Here is a 15,431-nt window from a genome sequence, read left to right on the forward strand (position 1 = left end):
TTCCGATACGGTACAACCCTTCCACAAATTTGGACGGGTTCTTTTCGTATCCTCTCAAAATCAGCTTGGCAACCCCGATATTGGACGAGTTCCAGATGGCCTTTTCGGCCGTTATCATATGATATCCACCTTTGTTGGCGTTATGGTCGGTCATCCGTGCCCCTTTATACATGAATATCCCATTCCCGGTGTCAACCGAATCGGTTGGCGTACAAACGCCATCCTCCAGGGCAACCATCATGGATGCCACCTTAAAGGTGGATCCGGGTTCCGATTCGTCTGCCACCGCATGGTTTTTAGTCTCGCCGTAAATGCCTTCGCGGATGCGGCCCATATTGGTGATCGCCTTGATTTCGCCGGTAGCTACCTCCATAACCACAGCTGTTCCCGACTCGGCATCAATTTCCTTTAGCATATCCACCAGCGACTTTTCGGTTATGTCCTGAATATCGATATCAATGGTGGTCCGGATATCCATCCCGTTCACCGGTTCAATCTCGATCACGTTGGTCCACCCTCCCCCTACGCGGCGTACGGAACTTAGTCCGGCCTGCCCCCGTAAGAGGGAATCGTATTGAAGTTCCAGACCGTTCTTTCCTTTGGTGGTACCGCCCTCTTCAATTTCGCCATAAATATCGCCGATGGTCCGTGATGCCAGCGAACCGAAGGGTTTCTGGCGCTGCACCATCTCTTTGGTATAAAAGCCGCTTTTGTACTTGCTTAAACGCAGGAACGGGTAGGTCTTTATCTCTTTCAGGTCGGTATAAGATACTCGTCCTTCATAGACCGGATACTGTCGGCTTTTACTTCTTAGTCCGCGTAACAAGTGCGTCTTATATCCTGCGGCTGTTCTGTTTTTTAGTTTTTTGGACAGATAATACGATAGCGAATCCACATAATGCTTCAGTGTATCGGCTTGAAGTCCGTCGGCCTTAAAATCAATATACATGTAGTAACGGGGTACGCTGGTAGCCATCAATTTTCCGTCGGCAGAATAGATATTCCCTCTTCCTGGCAATACCAGCCGGTTGGGACGTTTCTGACTTTCGGCTACTTTTTCCCATTTTTCCTTCTCGACGAAGGCCGTATCGAACATACGCACAAGTATCCCTGTCACCACAAGCCCCAAGAGTAGTACGACAATAAAATAATAGGCCAGAATCCTATTATTTTTCGGCTCAATATCTTTAGGTTGATTCTCTTCGGCCATGGCTATTTATACAATTCATAGGGAGGAGTCTTCGCTCCTTCCAGTTCAACACCTTGTTCTTCAATAAGTAACTCTATTTGCGACTGACGGCTATTGCCGGTAAGTTCGGAAGAGATGGAAAGTGCTTCAAAGCGCACATCCCTGAGCTGCTGCTGCAATCGGTCGATTTCTCTCAGTTTTTGCATGCAGGTATATCTGTTTCCGATAAAGAAGAACATCAGAATTACGATAAGGACAATCATTCTTGTATGTTTGACGATAAAATCCTCTTTCAGGATACCGCCTCCCAACACATACAAAAGCGAAAGCTTTTTTTCCTTTTTCCTTGTTTTCTTTTGCTTCTCGTCCATAGAAATCCGGTTTTACTTTACAGTTTTTCTGCTATCCGAAGCTTAGCACTGCGTGAACGCGGGTTTACCTCCACCTCTTCGGACGACGGAGTTATAACCTTGTTGTTTATCAGGCGAAATGGAGACTGGATATTTCCAAAGAAATCCTGGCTGATCGTTCCTTCAAAGTTACCCGACTTAAAAAAGTTCTTCACCAAACGGTCTTCGAGCGAATGGTAAGTCATCACCACCAGACGTCCCCCCGGTTTAAGAAGGCGCATGGCCTGCTGCAACATCTCCCGTAAAGCGCGCATCTCGTCGTTTACCTCAATCCGCAATGCCTGAAAAACCTGGGCAAGCATCTTTTTTTCTTTATCTTTTCCGATATAGGGTGTTATCAGGGCCAGAAATTCATCGGTCGTTTCAAGAAGTTTGGTTTCGCGGGCCTTTACAATCACAGAGGCCAGTTTCCGCGAGTTCTTCAACTCTCCGTAAAGGTAAAAGAGGGTCGAAAGCGCCTCTTCCGTATAGGTATTTAAAATATCGGCGGCTGTTTTGCCGGCACGGGTATTCATCCGCATGTCCAGCATTCCCTGAAAACGGAAAGAGAAGCCCCGGTCTTTATCATCAAAATGATGGGAAGAAACTCCCAGATCGGCCAACAGTCCGTCTATTTCGGTCTCGCCATGGAAACGCATGAAGTTGGACAGGTAACGGAAATTACTGCGCACAAAAACAAAACGGTCGTCTTCCGGAATGTTATTTTCGGCATCCGCATCCTGATCAAAGCCATAAAGAGTTCCCTTTTTACCAAGCCTGCTGAGAATCTCTCTGGAATGTCCGCCTCCACCAAATGTTACATCCACATAGACCCCATCGGGCTTAATAGCCAGACCTTCCATGCACTCGTTAAGCATCACCGGAATATGATAGCAAACCTCCTTATTACTCATTTACATTTCTTTCTTTAAATCTTAATCTTAACCCTTTAAAGCAAATTACGCTTCTCTCAATCAGAAGGTAAAATTAAACATTTCCATAAGTATGCCACAATATTTAAACGAGAATTTCCCAAAAAGTTTTCAACAACTACATAACATACTGAATATATGCATATTAAAGCATCTGATCTAATCTATTAATCTCAATTTTTCACCAATAATATACTATATCAAAAAGGAAATGAAGTGTATTCTTTATTTTAGCCTTATTCCTGCCAAAAGCGTCTGACCCGAATTTGTCCTCATTTAATTAATACAGGTGTCCGTTTATTATTTTATCCATAAAATCCATAATCTCAAAATTAATTTAGATCAAAAACAGGGTTTAAGATAACTGGATACATAATGAAACTAAAAATAAAGAGAAGCGGTTTTCTGTTTTTTAAGAAATAGCTATATCTTTGCCTCTGACAACGTAATGCATAATGGCAGAAAAACACATCGCGCAGATAAACATAAAACAAATTCTACGGCAAAAAGCGCCGAAGATTTCGGGAAAGATTCCCGGTTTTATTATAAATTATCTGATACGGACAGTCCATCAGGATGAACTAAATGATATCTTAAGACGGTACCACGACAAGCAGGGTGCCGATTTTATGAAAGAGCTGATTTCGTATTTCGACCTTACTCTGGAGTTGGTAAATGAAAACGATTTTTCGAAAGAAGGTCGTTATATTTTTGCATCCAACCATCCATTGGGAGGATTGGACGGAATATGCCTTTCGGCAGTCATAGGCAATAAATTTGACGGGAAAATAAGATACCTGGTAAACGATCTTCTTCTTTACCTCGAGAATTTAAAATCTATTTTTGTTCCTATAAACAAGCACGGTGGGCAGGCTAAACATGCAGCCCGTCTGATAGAGGATGCTTACGCGTCGGAAAATCAGATTATTACTTTTCCTGCGGGAATGTGCTCCCGCAAAATAAATGGGAAAATTCAGGATCTTGAGTGGAAAAAGTCTTTTATCCAAAAAGCGGTTGAGTACAAAAGAGACGTTGTTCCTGTTTACTTTGAAGGGCGAAACTCAAATTTCTTTTACCGGTTTGCCAATATTCGCAAGGCTTTGGGTATTAAGATGAACTACGAGATGATATATCTGCCTGATGAGATGTTTTCGAGCAAACACAAGACGTTTCGGATTTACTTCGGTAAACCGATTCCCTGGCAAACATTCGACACGAGCAGGAAACCTGCCGAATGGGCCGATTATGTAAAAGAAATTGTTTATAAACTTGCCGCAAAATAAGACATGATTATGCAAGAAATTTGTCAGCCTGTAGACAAGGCTATTATTAAAGCTGAATTAACGAAAGAAAAGAAGTTACGAAGCACTAATAAATCGAATAACGAGATCTATATAATTACGCATCACGACTCTCCTAATGTTATGCAGGAAATTGGCCGGCTACGGGAAATTGCCTTCAGATATTATGGTGGAGGCACTGGTCTGCCTGTGGATATCGACGAGTACGACACCATGGAAGATGCTTATCGCCAGCTTATTGTATGGGATCCGGTGGAAGAACAGATTTTAGGAGGCTATCGTTTCTTATGCGGATCGGATGTTAAGTTTGATGAAAACGGAAAGCCCATGCTGGCGACCTCCCATTTGTTTAATTTCTCCGACAAGTTTGTAAAAGACTACCTTCCCTATACAGTGGAACTGGGCAGATCTTTCGTAACCCTCGAATATCAATCCACCCGTTCGGGCTGTTCCAAAGGCTTATTCGTCTTAGACAATCTATGGGATGGTTTAGGTGCACTTTCGGTTGTAGATCCTACGTTAAAATATTACTTCGGCAAGGTAACAATGTACAATACCTATAACCCCGAAGCCCGTAATATGATTCTTTATTTTCTAAACCTTCATTTTAACGATCACGAAGATCTGGTGACTCCTGTGCATCCGCTGGAAACCGGGACGGACATAGATAAAATGAAGTCATTATTTAAATACGACTGTTTTAAGGAAAACTACAAGGTGCTAAACCAGGAGGTTCGAAAATTCGGAATTAATGTACCGCCGCTGGTTAATGCCTACATGAGTCTTTCGCCGAAAATGCGCGTGTTCGGCACAGCGATTAATCATGAGTTCGGAAATGTAGAAGAGACCGGCATCCTGATTGACATCAACGAAATTCTGGTTGAGAAAAAGAAAAGGCACATCGAAACCTTTCTCAAGGAAGAGTGCCAGGGAGCTGAATTAATTCGCAAAACTGAATAATAACAAATGACAGATGAGAGATACATTGCATCTGTCACAAGGTATCTCTCATCGTCAAACTCCGCTCCGGCAAAGGGTTCTGGCATCTAAAATGAAAGATGACAGATGTTTTCAGTATTTTTCGCTACCAGACTGTTTATCCAATTCGACAGCACACATATCCAAAGCCTGATACCAGCTTTCGCCGAATTTACGGATTAAAGGCTCTTTCAGAAATTTATATATACGTAATTCTTCTTTCCTTCCCAACAGAATGGCCGGTTTGCAAACACTCCACCGGTGGTAGTTTACAGCTTTAAAATCTCTGTATTGTGTAACTCTGATGGGATAAAGGTGGCATGAAACAGGCTTGTAGAAATCAATCTTTCCTTCACGATATGCTTTTTCGACGGCACATTTGCATGTCCCGGTCTGATCGTAGTAGGTGAAAACACAATCTTTGCCGTTCACAATCGAAGTAACTATGTCGCCCTCTGTATCTATATAGGCAACACCCTGACGGTCGATCACCTCACGTGCTTTGGGTGAAAGATCGTCCCAAACATGGGGCAATGCCGCCTCCAGTTTAGCTATCTCCTCTTTCTCCAGCGGAGCTCCCGAATCTCCTTCCACACAACAGGCTCCTTTACAACGGGCAAGGTCGCAAAGGAAATAATCCTGCACAATATCCAGACTTACAATCGTATCGTCTATCTCAATCATATTCTATGGTAAAAAAACGGGAGAAAACCCTTTAGAAGGCCTTCTCCCGTAAAGGTAAAATTAGTTTTATTAATCAATCAGCGCCTTACCGGTCATCTCTGCCGGCTGAGGAAGGCCCATGATTTTAAGGATAGAAGGAGCCACATCGGCAAGAATACCGTCCGACACCTTTGCATTCTTATTTTCGCTTATGTAAACGAAAGGAACCGGATTCAGCGAGTGAGCTGTATTAACAGATCCGTCTTCGTTCAACGCATTATCCGCATTACCGTGATCGGCAATGATAATCACTTCGTATCCGTTAGCCTTGGCAGCTTCTACAGTTTCAGCCAGGCAGGCATCCACCGTCTTCACCGCTTTTTGGATTGCTTCGTAAATACCTGTATGTCCAACCATATCGCCGTTTGCAAAGTTAACAACGATAAAGTCGTGCTGCTGTTTGTTCAACGCATCTACCAACGCATCCTTAATTTCGAAAGCACTCATCTCAGGCTTTAGGTCGTAGGTTGCCACTTTGGGAGAAGGAACAAGGATACGGTCTTCACCTTCAAACGGAGCTTCGCGTCCACCGTTAAAGAAGAAGGTTACGTGTGCATACTTTTCTGTTTCGGCCATGTGAAGCTGTGTCTTGCCATTTTCAGCCAGATATTCACCCAGGGTATTGCTTACATTGTCCTTATCGTATAAGATGTGAAGTCCCTTGAAGGTTGCATCGTAAGGAGTCATTGTAAAGTACTGAAGATTTGGAATGGTCTTCATTCCGGCTTCCGGCATATCCTGCTGTGTAAGTACAATGGTAAGTTCCTTAGCACGGTCGTTACGGTAGTTGAAGAAGATAACCACGTCTCCCTCTTCAATAACTCCTACCGGCTTGCCGTTTTCTACGTGTACGATGGGATTTACAAATTCGTCGGTCACACCCGCTTCATAGGATTCGCCCATTGCAGTAACCATACATTCGGCCTGCTTGCCTGTACCGTTCACCAACAAGTCGTAAGCAATCTTAACACGTTCCCAGCGTTTGTCACGGTCCATAGCATAATAACGACCTACAATCGATGCGATTTTACCACCGGTTGTTGCCAGGTGAGCTTCCAGCTGTTCGATAAAGCCTTTTCCGCTTTTGGGGTCGGTATCACGTCCATCCATGAAACAATGAACAAAAGACTTGCTGATTCCGTATTCCTTGGCTATGTCTGTTAATTTAAACAGATGCTCCAGTGAACTGTGTACACCTCCATCGGATACCAATCCCAGGAAGTGAATATTCTTATTGTTATCTTTTGCGTAGCTGTATGCCTTGATGATTTCAGGATTTTGTTGAATCTTATTTTCGCGGCAAGCGATATTGATCTTAACTAAATCCTGGTAAACAACCCGTCCGGCTCCGATATTGAGGTGACCAACTTCCGAATTTCCCATCTGTCCATCGGGCAAACCAACGTTTTCGCCGGATGCCAGCAATTGAGAAACAGGATAATTCTTAAGAAGAGAATCCCAATAAGGAGTAGGTGTATTGTAAATAACATCGGATTTTGAATGGTTGCCAATTCCCCAACCGTCGCAAATGACTAAAAGTGCTTTCTTGCTCATCTTTGTATATTTATGTTATATTTATATTTTTTTCTTTCTGATCTGCAAAGATAACTATTTCCAAGCTAATATTGTTTGCTCTAATCTATTACTTTTGCAATCATTATGGAAAGGAAGATTGATGATAAGCAATTAGGCAGAATTACAATTCGTGAAAGTGCACGTGCCACCCGATACACACTGAAAATATCCAGGGGAGAAATTGAGGGGATCATCCCTATAGGAGGATCTGAAAAACGCATGCTTCACTTTATCGAAGAAAACCGCGCCAAGCTACTTGCGTCGCTGAAAAGACACCCGGCCAGGGAAATACTATCCGACAAATTAGAGCTGCAAACCTTTTCATTTTCTTTGCATATATTCCGGACCGATCGATCCGGCTTCTATATGTCGTTGCAGGGAGGAGTATTACACATTGCTTGTCCGGAGAAGACTAATTTTGAAGATGAACGGGTACAAAAGGTCCTGCTGCAACTCTTTAAGAAAGCATTGAGACATGAAGCATGCAGGTTGTTGCCCGACCGGTTAAAACAACTTGCCAATCTGCATGGGTTTAATTTCAGCGATATCAAGATTACAGGAAGCCGGACCTCCTGGGGTAGTTGTACGGGTAGAAAAAGCATTAATCTCTCCTATAACCTGATGCTTTTACCTGCACATCTGATTGACTATGTGTTGCTTCATGAGCTTTGCCACACCAAAGAGATGAACCATAGTGCGCGTTTCTGGAAAATACTGGATGAAGTAACCGGCAATAAAGCCTTAGCTTTACGAAAAGAGTTGAAGAATCATCACCCCTGGTGATTGGAGGTAATAGGAGACGTTAAATATACCTGCAGATTCTGACCAACGGTTTAGTATAGGTAACCTGCGGTGTAGACACAAGGCCATCCTGCGTTATTTTATCCAGTCGTACCGACCCTGAAGCATGTATTACCATATTATCATCCAACAATATACCAACATGGGAAATACCTTTACCCTCAGCCGCAAAGAATACAAGATCGCCCGCTTGTCCCTCCTGTAAAGAAGTAATTACGGTTCCACACATTGCCTGATCTTTGGCATCACGGGGAATAGATACGCCGTGCAGGCTATACACAATCTGTGTGAATCCGGAACAGTCGATCCCAAAAATTCCTTTACCGCCCCACAAATAAGGCGTATGAAGAAATTGCATGGCTGTTTCTGTTATTCCTTCCAAACCTGGTTCTCCGGGAGCTTTAGGCTGGCAGGAGGTAAGCGACCAGACTCTCTCTCCGAACCCAAACATCCGGGTTTCCTGATTGTATCCCGGCAGGATACTTCCACAGCTGAGCCGGATTACATGCTGGTCGCAGAGCGAGACAGCTTCCGTTACCGGTAAAGAGGAGAGCCACTTAGGTGCTGCGGCCAATTGCTGCCAGGTTGACTGATCTATAAAATCGATCATCCGGCTGTCCACCCATCCGGTATATCCATCCGCCAGATTGGAGATTGATACAAAACCCTCTTTCTGGTCGCCGGTAAGAAACTGCTCTCCAAAAAGGAGCTGCGTTACCTGTTCACTACGTTCGGAAGCCTCTGCTCTTACAGGCAATATCGGGTGTAAATTAATCGCGTGCATGATGGTATTACTTAAAACGTTTATCCAGTTCGTCGTCTGTAAGCTTCGACAGAATCACCTTCCCATCCGGAGTATAGCTGGATGAGGAGGAAGAAAACAGAGAAGCAATCAGATTATCCATCTCTTCGGAAGACAGGGATTGTCCGGGGCGAATAGCCGCGGCCTTTGCCAGCGAGAGGGCCAGAGCATCGCAAATTTCTTCGTGAACCTGACAACCGGTGTCTATTGCCCGGCTTACCGCATCTTTAACCAAAGCTACCGGATCCAGGTTTTCCACACCCGACGGCAGACCATTTATAGCGTAACTGTTGTTTCCTAAATTGCTTAAATCGAAGCCGATGTAGCGCAAATCTTCCAGCAAGCTGGGAACAAGTATTGCTTCGGCCGGAGTAAATGAGACAATCTCCGGGAACAACAATTGCTGCGATACACCTTGCTGATTCCGTATGTTTGTAAGATACTGGTCAAACAAAACCCGTACATGGGCCCGGTGCTGGTCAATAATCAGCAGGCCCGACTTTAAGGATGTTATGATATAGCGCCCTTTATATTGGTAACAAAGGCTCGAGACTTCAGGAAAAAGTGTATCCGGTGCCGGCTCAGAAATAAGTCCGGAGGATAACTCCTGGTTTTCGGGATATATAGCCTCTATGGATTCGTCGGCAAAGGCTGCTGCCCGATCTTCTTCAAAACCCTTATAGAGTTTGGACCAGTCGAACGATGGCTGTTGATAGCTGGTATCCGGTTTAAACGGATTATAATCCGAATTTACCTGAACCGATGGAGCCTTGAAGGTAGAAGATGGAGCATTAAAGACCGGAATGTCTATAGACCCGTCCACATCAAAGTCGATTGTGGGGATGGAACTTGATTTAGCAATGGCCTCTCTTACAGCGGCACAAAGGATTTGCCAGACAGGTTGTTCATTTTCAAATTTAATCTCCGTCTTGGTTGGATGAATATTCACATCGATGGTTGCAGGATCAAGCGTGAAATAGATAAAGTAGTCGGGCATCTCACCTGCAGGAATCAATTGATCGTAGGCCTGCATCACCGCTTTATGAAAATAACTGTGCTTCATAAAGCGTCCGTTTACAAAAAAGAATTGTAAAGCACCTCTTTTCCTTACAGAATCGGGGCGACCCACAAACCCGGAAATAGTCACCAGGCTGCTTTGCGCTTCCAGCGTAAGTAATTTTTGGTTCAAAGCCTTTCCGTAAATATTGATAATACGTTGACGTAATCCCGATTCAGGAAGATTTAGTATTTCGGTATCATTGTGATGCAACGACATGGAAATGTGCTGGTTGACCAGTGCAATACGTTCGAATTCATTAATGATGTTTCTGAATTCGGTCTCGTTGGATTTTAAGAATTTACGTCTTGCCGGGACATTAAAGAACAGATTTTTCACAGAAAAAATACTTCCTTCAGGACAGGCATCCGGTTCGGAAGATTCCACTTCCGATCCCGCAATTGCAATCTTGGATCCAAGATCGGACCCTCTCTGACGGGTTCGTAGTTCTACATGTGCTACAGCAGCTATGGAAGCGAGCGCTTCCCCTCTGAATCCCATTGTCTGCAGAGCAAAAAGATCGTTGGCTGTAGAGATCTTGGAGGTAGCATGTCTTTCGAATGCCATTCGCGCATCGGTTTCGGACATCCCCTTGCCATTATCTATTACCTGAACCAGCGTCTTTCCGGCATCTTTTATATGTACCTGTATCTGTTGAGCTCCGGCATCAACAGCATTCTCTACCAGCTCCTTCACTACTGAAGCCGGCCGTTGAATAACTTCTCCCGCAGCGATCTGGTTTGCTATACTGTCCGGGAGTAAATGAATTACATCGCTCATTTAAAAAATAAATACCAGCCAAGTATGACTAAAACTACTACTGCTACAATAAGTAAAATACTTTTACTTGAACGGCTGGAAGAAGTCTCTCCTTTTGCCCTTCTTTTTTTAAGGTGTGAAGTCCCTTCAACAAAAGATCCTTTTATTGAAGTCTTGTAATCTTCATCCTCCTCTATCAGACCCATCTCTTTCTTGATCCGTCTTACACGTTCTTCCATAGCTTCCTTATGCGGATCAAAATATATTGGTTTGTGGTCAAACTGACGAGGACGTCTGTTATTGTAAAAAGAGAACATTCCCATAACTTTAGTTATTTACGGATGAAACAATGTGCTAATGTACAAATTTATTACTTCTTTTGGGCACATCCTGTGCCTTTCTTTCCACAACCTTAAATATATCTTCTTTATTTTGAGGCCGTAGATAATCAAACCAATAGAAGTCTTTCAGCGTCTTTTTAGACGGATCTATATCCGGAATAGGCGTTATACTCCCTACCGGATTCGTAAGCAGCAACAGTTTATCTAATTTATTTTCTTTAATCCACATCGTAAGGAAACCACTCTTTGTTTCATTAAGCCCGACTTTCGATCCGTCGTCTTCCAATGGATAAAAGATTGATTCCGCACTGCCACTCACCTCAATCTGGCGTAGCTCCTTACCTTCGAACCGGGCTTTGAGATCGTTTCCCTTCAACTGGTTATAGTACATAGAATCGACATGCTGTACGGCAAAAGCAAACTGCTTAACATGCGCGTGATCTATGGTACTGTCGTTCATGTATACTTCAATCGTATCTCCATAGAGCTGATATTGTTCATTCCAGAGAACCGGATTTTTATACATATTCAATACAGAATCTTTCGTATTGAATTGCATCGAATCGCAAACTCCCTGCAAATCTACCCTATAAAAACGGACTCCATAATAGGCCTTGATTTCACGCGCTGTGGAATCTATTGTAATCATACGCAGCGTATCGGCATGCAAGAAAAGAGAATCTTTCTGCGAAAATTCAATAAATTGGGCGCTGTCCGTTGCTAAAGCAGACCCATCTTTCTCATTATAATAGGCGTAATTGCCCAACAGCATCACCTTCTGGGTTGTATCCTGCAGGAATACATTCCCGAATGCTTCGCCGTAACTCATGCCTCTGTTGTATGAAATGGAATCACCAATCAGTATTTTACTTCCGGACACTACCTTGGAACGATCCAGCAGTAAAGAGGTATTTTCTACTGTGTTATACCATCCTCTGGAGGTATAAACAGTACCTGAGTCTGAAACAATGGTAGAAGGCCCCAATATAGTGGCTATTTTTGATTCCGTATTATATTGGAGTGTGTCTGAATACAAGGTGAACTTAGGATTTACCAAACGTACACTGTCGTTGAAGACCGTCATTTTAGTGGAAGGGGCATATTGGCCGTAGAAGGAAGAAAGCTCATTCTCCATGTCCACAATAAGTCCCCCGTTAAAATAATAGCCAATGTTTGCCACCCGGTCGTAATTGAGGCTGTCTGTAAAAAGCGTTACGCTGTCGGGACGGTTCTCCATACGAACATTTTCCCTTAGTCGAGCCATCTGTGTGTTTCCATCGTAGTGCAGGTAATTCCCATAAACGAAAAGGGTATCTCCCTGCTCCATCCGGACGTTACTGAATGCCTCAAGTGAATTTGTCTGCTCATAGAAATAGGCACTATCACAGTACATGTACGAGCTATCGTGGCGAAAACAAACATCACCATTCAGCACCTGCACGTCTGGCATAAACGCCTTGTCGAAAGACAATGTATTGGCATGTTCCAGATATACCTTTGTTTTTTTTGCGGGGACGTTGTCTTTCGACTGAGCCGAGAGTCCGATGACCGATACACACAAAAGAACAAAGAAAATTACTTTTTCTGCTTTATTCATTCTTTAATCCAACCCGGATACTTAAAATCACAATTCTTCCAACCGTCACTGATACGAACATAGGTATCTTTCTGCTTTTTGGCAATCCAGTTGTTTAACAGCTCTTCTCTCTTTTTTGTTTCCACAATGGACTTCAACGCCTGGAAATCATCTGCCATATTTGCTTTATGGCCTTCTATTCTTGCCTTAAGCTTTACAATAGCGACTACTTCTTTCTGCTTATCTGTTATCATTGTAAATGGCTTCGAGATATCACCCGGTTTCATGTTGTAGACAATCTTACTTATCTCCTGAGGTAACTCCTGAAGTTCAAACTTGGGTGTACCGGAATGTGCACTTTCCATATTCTTATTCACCATCAAACCTTTATTGTTGCGCGTTTCTTTATCGTACGAAACAAAGGTGGCAGCATCTTCGAAGGTAAATTTATTTGCCTGAAGGTCTTTGTACAATGAATCCAGACGCTGGGTGGCATCCGTCAGTTCCTTGCTTGACACTTTAGGTTTCAACAAAATATGACGGCAATTAATACGGTCTCCTCTCTTTTCAACCAACTGGATTATATGAAATCCATATTCCGTTTCAACAATTTTAGAAACTCGCTTAGGGTCGTTCAGATTAAATGCCACATTGGCAAACTCCGGTAAAAGCTGTCCTTTACCCATAAAGCCAAGTTCACCCCCTCTTTTGGCCGACTCCGGATCTTCCGAATAAAGACGGGCTAACGTTGAAAATTCTATTTTTCCGGATGTAACCTGATCCGTATAATCTCTCAAACGTGCCTTGATGGCATCCGTTACATCAAAAGGAATCTTAGGCTCCATAGTTACAATCTGCACTTCGACAGTCGTAGGGATGTAAGGAAGACTGTCTTGCGGAAGTTTACTATAGTACTGACGCACTTCCGAAGGAGTCAGCTTAATCTCGCCGACCAGCTTTCTCTGCATCTGCTGCACAATCTGCTGCTCTTTGATCATCTCCTTACGTTCTTCCTTTATCTGAGAACTTTTCTTGTTGAAGTATTCTTCCATCTTCTCTTTCGAGCCGATCTGATTGGTAGCCCAGTTCATCCATTGCTCCACTTGTTGGATTACCTGATTTTCGTTTACTTCAATACTGTCAATCTTTGCCTGATGCAAATAAAGCTTCTGAATAGCTATCTGCTCCGGGATTACACAATAGGGATCGCCATCTAACTTCTGCCCCTCAACTTGAAGTGAAAGCCGTTGCGCCTCGACATCCGAACGCAAAATAGCATCATCTCCAACCACCCACACAATTTCATCAATAACGTTGTTCTGCGCATGACCTGCATAAGAACAACAGGCAAGAAAAAATAAAATTAAAATCTTTTTCATTATGTCTACCCTTTAATATTGCTTATGGCTTGTTGTAAAATATTACATCTCCGCCATCCAGCGCATCGTTATATAATTCTTCTTCAAATTCTTTTATAAAATCCAATTTACGCTGATTAATCAAAATCTCCCGGATTCGCGGTTCGGCATACTCAAAAGGCTCTACCTGTCCTTTTAACAGTACCTGGCGAATATTCAGTAAATAACAGAAAGAGCTGTCAGTCACTTCCAAGATTTTGTTTGTGCGCAAAAAAGATTCCGGATTTGAGATCTGATTTGGAATATTATTCCGGATCTCATCAAAATCGACCCATTTATCGAAAAAATATTCATATATGGCGGCATTTTGAATGCTATATTTTTCAATTTTCTCGAGAGAGGCCACGTTACCCGACTTATACCATGTTTTTACTTCGGATAAATTGGGAGCATCGGCCGGAACTTTAAGAAAAAGGCCTTTTATGAGATTTTTGTCCAGTACAAATTTTTCTTTATTTGTATCGTAATAGGTTAATACATCCGATTCCTGTATTTCGTCCGAAAGTTTTTCCTGGATCAGTTTCTCCTGATACCGGTAACGAAGTAACGAACGCCGGTAAGCATCAACCAATTTATCAATTGTCTCCTTATCGCTACCCAGATTACGCTGGGCAATCTTAAGGACCAATTCATCCTTAACCCACTTTTTTATATAGCTTTCAGCCAAAAGAAGACTGTCGGCACTTGTTGTTCCTTTTGGAATTAACGATTCTACTTCATTTCGTGTCAGAATACGGTCGTTCACTTTGACTAACGCATCCGGCTCGTCGGTCTGTATTGCCTTTTTGCAAGCAAACAAACTGACTGACAATGTCAATAAAATGAAGTAAACTCTTACCATAGAATCATTTTGTTAGTTTCTTTAATACCTCCCAATACACCTTTATGGGGTATTTATCAGCCAGACGCTTCGTCCACTGGTTGTCCAACCAGCTTTGATAATCTGCTATCGCTTCGCCGCGAACAGCATCCAGGTTGTCTGATGTATACTTCTGTTTAGTCTGCTCAAAAAAAGTCTCAAGACCGGCAACATCTGATGAGGCTCTGCTCCAGACTTCTCGATCGCTAACCTCAAAAAGAAGGATTCCATCCCTGTATTCCTGCATTAGATGTTTGTATTCAGGATAATTCTGCTCAATGTATCTGATTTTATCCGGGGTGAGAACTTCTCCTGAATCTTTTGAATAGCTTTTTAACAGCTGTTCCTGATATCCTTTCAGTTCGTTTACAAAGCTCTGTGTGGTATCCATACCCAAAGACTCTGCCTCGGCTACTTTTAATTTAAACTTTTTGAAAAGCTCCAAATATGTGCCTAACGATGCAGAATCAGCCAGATTAACCTCACTGTTTTTGCCGGCTATATAAACAAACTCAGATAAAGGCACATCTTTCCCTGCAACATTCATCACCGTGGGGTCGACCGATGTCTGTGCCTTCACTACAACACTTGCAGCAACTAAGAGTGAAACAAGTAATTTTCTAAAATGAAACCTTTTTTCCATACCTTGTATCAGATTACAAAAATAACACTAATCTAACGAATTAAGAACAACTTAAGTGTGCCAATGCGTTAAATTAGTGTTTTTTATA

At 42.8% G+C, this 15,431-nt stretch carries 15 protein-coding genes; 3 read left to right on the forward strand and 12 right to left on the reverse strand.

Going from position 1 to position 15,431, the window contains the following annotated elements:
• The 3 genes from AB7E53_RS06095 to rsmH form a co-directional block, all read right to left on the reverse strand.
• Positions 1-1,210, reverse strand: a 1,210-nt coding sequence (locus AB7E53_RS06095) for a penicillin-binding transpeptidase domain-containing protein (protein WP_446774736.1), incomplete at its 3' end; no start/stop codon positions are given.
• 2 nt (positions 1,211-1,212) lie between these two features.
• The gene (locus AB7E53_RS06100) at positions 1,213-1,560 is read right to left on the reverse strand and encodes an FtsL-like putative cell division protein (protein WP_068184046.1); all 348 of its coding nucleotides are present in this window, start codon (positions 1,558-1,560) and stop codon (positions 1,213-1,215) included.
• 17 nt (positions 1,561-1,577) lie between these two features.
• Positions 1,578-2,492: a 16S rRNA (cytosine(1402)-N(4))-methyltransferase RsmH gene (rsmH, locus tag AB7E53_RS06105; RefSeq protein WP_446774738.1), complete on the reverse strand. Its 915-nt coding sequence runs from the start codon at positions 2,490-2,492 to the stop codon at positions 1,578-1,580.
• A 473-nt stretch (positions 2,493-2,965) separates the two neighbouring features.
• Here rsmH and AB7E53_RS06110 point away from each other — a divergent pair, with 473 nt between their 5' ends.
• Both AB7E53_RS06110 and AB7E53_RS06115 read left to right on the forward strand, forming a co-directional pair.
• Entirely contained in the window at positions 2,966-3,793 is an 828-nt protein-coding gene (locus tag AB7E53_RS06110; RefSeq protein ID WP_371689747.1) for a 1-acyl-sn-glycerol-3-phosphate acyltransferase, read from the forward strand.
• Between the two features lie 9 nt (positions 3,794-3,802).
• Entirely contained in the window at positions 3,803-4,771 is a 969-nt protein-coding gene (locus AB7E53_RS06115) for a GNAT family N-acetyltransferase (RefSeq protein WP_179399712.1), read from the forward strand.
• Between the two features lie 111 nt (positions 4,772-4,882).
• Here AB7E53_RS06115 and AB7E53_RS06120 read toward each other — a convergent pair whose 3' ends face one another.
• Entirely contained in the window at positions 4,883-5,473 is a 591-nt protein-coding gene (locus AB7E53_RS06120; protein ID WP_446774740.1) for a DUF3109 family protein, read from the reverse strand.
• A gap of 69 nt (positions 5,474-5,542) precedes the next feature.
• Entirely contained in the window at positions 5,543-7,066 is a 1,524-nt protein-coding gene (gpmI, locus tag AB7E53_RS06125) for a 2,3-bisphosphoglycerate-independent phosphoglycerate mutase (RefSeq protein ID WP_350456928.1), read from the reverse strand.
• A 105-nt stretch (positions 7,067-7,171) separates the two neighbouring features.
• On the opposite strand from gpmI, the gene AB7E53_RS06130 reads away from it, so the two are divergent.
• Positions 7,172-7,870 (forward strand): M48 family metallopeptidase, encoded by a 699-nt coding sequence (locus AB7E53_RS06130; protein ID WP_446772119.1) that lies wholly within the window; start codon positions 7,172-7,174, stop codon positions 7,868-7,870.
• Between the two features lie 19 nt (positions 7,871-7,889).
• On the opposite strand, the gene AB7E53_RS06135 is transcribed toward AB7E53_RS06130, so the two are convergent.
• Genes AB7E53_RS06135 through AB7E53_RS06165 form a run of 7 tightly spaced genes read right to left on the reverse strand, consistent with a single transcriptional unit; the run spans position 7,890 to position 15,343 of the window.
• Positions 7,890-8,672 carry a C40 family peptidase gene (locus tag AB7E53_RS06135; protein ID WP_446774742.1) on the reverse strand — a complete coding sequence of 261 codons (783 nt, stop codon included), beginning with the start codon at positions 8,670-8,672 and terminating at the stop codon, positions 7,890-7,892.
• Positions 8,673-8,679: 7 nt separating this feature from the next.
• The gene (mutL, locus tag AB7E53_RS06140; protein WP_446774744.1) at positions 8,680-10,527 is read right to left on the reverse strand and encodes a DNA mismatch repair endonuclease MutL; all 1,848 of its coding nucleotides are present in this window, start codon (positions 10,525-10,527) and stop codon (positions 8,680-8,682) included.
• Positions 10,524-10,829 (reverse strand): hypothetical protein, encoded by a 306-nt coding sequence (locus tag AB7E53_RS06145; protein ID WP_079682686.1) that lies wholly within the window; start codon positions 10,827-10,829, stop codon positions 10,524-10,526. Before AB7E53_RS06145 ends, mutL begins: the two co-directional genes overlap by 4 nt.
• A 31-nt stretch (positions 10,830-10,860) precedes the next feature.
• Positions 10,861-12,444, reverse strand: coding sequence for an OstA-like protein (locus tag AB7E53_RS06150; RefSeq protein ID WP_079682687.1), 1,584 nt, complete (start codon positions 12,442-12,444; stop codon positions 10,861-10,863).
• Positions 12,441-13,805, reverse strand: a complete 1,365-nt coding sequence (locus tag AB7E53_RS06155; RefSeq protein ID WP_421469257.1) for a peptidylprolyl isomerase — start codon at positions 13,803-13,805, stop codon at positions 12,441-12,443. The genes AB7E53_RS06150 and AB7E53_RS06155 overlap by 4 nt, the downstream gene beginning before the upstream one ends.
• A gap of 19 nt (positions 13,806-13,824) precedes the next feature.
• Positions 13,825-14,682, reverse strand: coding sequence for a peptidylprolyl isomerase (locus tag AB7E53_RS06160; RefSeq protein WP_446774745.1), 858 nt, complete (start codon positions 14,680-14,682; stop codon positions 13,825-13,827).
• A 4-nt stretch (positions 14,683-14,686) separates the two neighbouring features.
• Positions 14,687-15,343 (reverse strand): hypothetical protein, encoded by a 657-nt coding sequence (locus AB7E53_RS06165; RefSeq protein ID WP_446774747.1) that lies wholly within the window; start codon positions 15,341-15,343, stop codon positions 14,687-14,689.
• Positions 15,344-15,431 lie beyond the last annotated feature (88 nt).

The sequence above is a fragment of the Macellibacteroides sp. genome, assembly GCF_050251695.1.
Lineage (GTDB): Bacteria > Bacteroidota > Bacteroidia > Bacteroidales > Tannerellaceae > Macellibacteroides > Macellibacteroides fermentans.

What these genes read in the sequence shown, in the direction of transcription:
- AB7E53_RS06115 (WP_179399712.1), top strand. Translation starts at nt 3,803, where the DNA reads ATGCAAGAAATTTGTCAGCCTGTAGACAAGGCTATTATTAAAGCTGAA.
- AB7E53_RS06165 (WP_446774747.1), bottom strand. Translation starts at nt 15,343, where the DNA reads ATGGAAAAAAGGTTTCATTTTAGAAAATTACTTGTTTCACTCTTAGTT.
- AB7E53_RS06100 (WP_068184046.1), bottom strand. Translation starts at nt 1,560, where the DNA reads ATGGACGAGAAGCAAAAGAAAACAAGGAAAAAGGAAAAAAAGCTTTCG.
- mutL (WP_446774744.1), bottom strand. Translation starts at nt 10,527, where the DNA reads ATGAGCGATGTAATTCATTTACTCCCGGACAGTATAGCAAACCAGATC.
- AB7E53_RS06135 (WP_446774742.1), bottom strand. Translation starts at nt 8,672, where the DNA reads ATGCACGCGATTAATTTACACCCGATATTGCCTGTAAGAGCAGAGGCT.
- AB7E53_RS06145 (WP_079682686.1), bottom strand. Translation starts at nt 10,829, where the DNA reads ATGGGAATGTTCTCTTTTTACAATAACAGACGTCCTCGTCAGTTTGAC.
- AB7E53_RS06130 (WP_446772119.1), top strand. Translation starts at nt 7,172, where the DNA reads ATGGAAAGGAAGATTGATGATAAGCAATTAGGCAGAATTACAATTCGT.
- AB7E53_RS06120 (WP_446774740.1), bottom strand. Translation starts at nt 5,473, where the DNA reads ATGATTGAGATAGACGATACGATTGTAAGTCTGGATATTGTGCAGGAT.
- gpmI (WP_350456928.1), bottom strand. Translation starts at nt 7,066, where the DNA reads ATGAGCAAGAAAGCACTTTTAGTCATTTGCGACGGTTGGGGAATTGGC.
- rsmH (WP_446774738.1), bottom strand. Translation starts at nt 2,492, where the DNA reads ATGAGTAATAAGGAGGTTTGCTATCATATTCCGGTGATGCTTAACGAG.
- AB7E53_RS06110 (WP_371689747.1), top strand. Translation starts at nt 2,966, where the DNA reads ATGGCAGAAAAACACATCGCGCAGATAAACATAAAACAAATTCTACGG.
- AB7E53_RS06160 (WP_446774745.1), bottom strand. Translation starts at nt 14,682, where the DNA reads ATGGTAAGAGTTTACTTCATTTTATTGACATTGTCAGTCAGTTTGTTT.
- AB7E53_RS06150 (WP_079682687.1), bottom strand. Translation starts at nt 12,444, where the DNA reads ATGAATAAAGCAGAAAAAGTAATTTTCTTTGTTCTTTTGTGTGTATCG.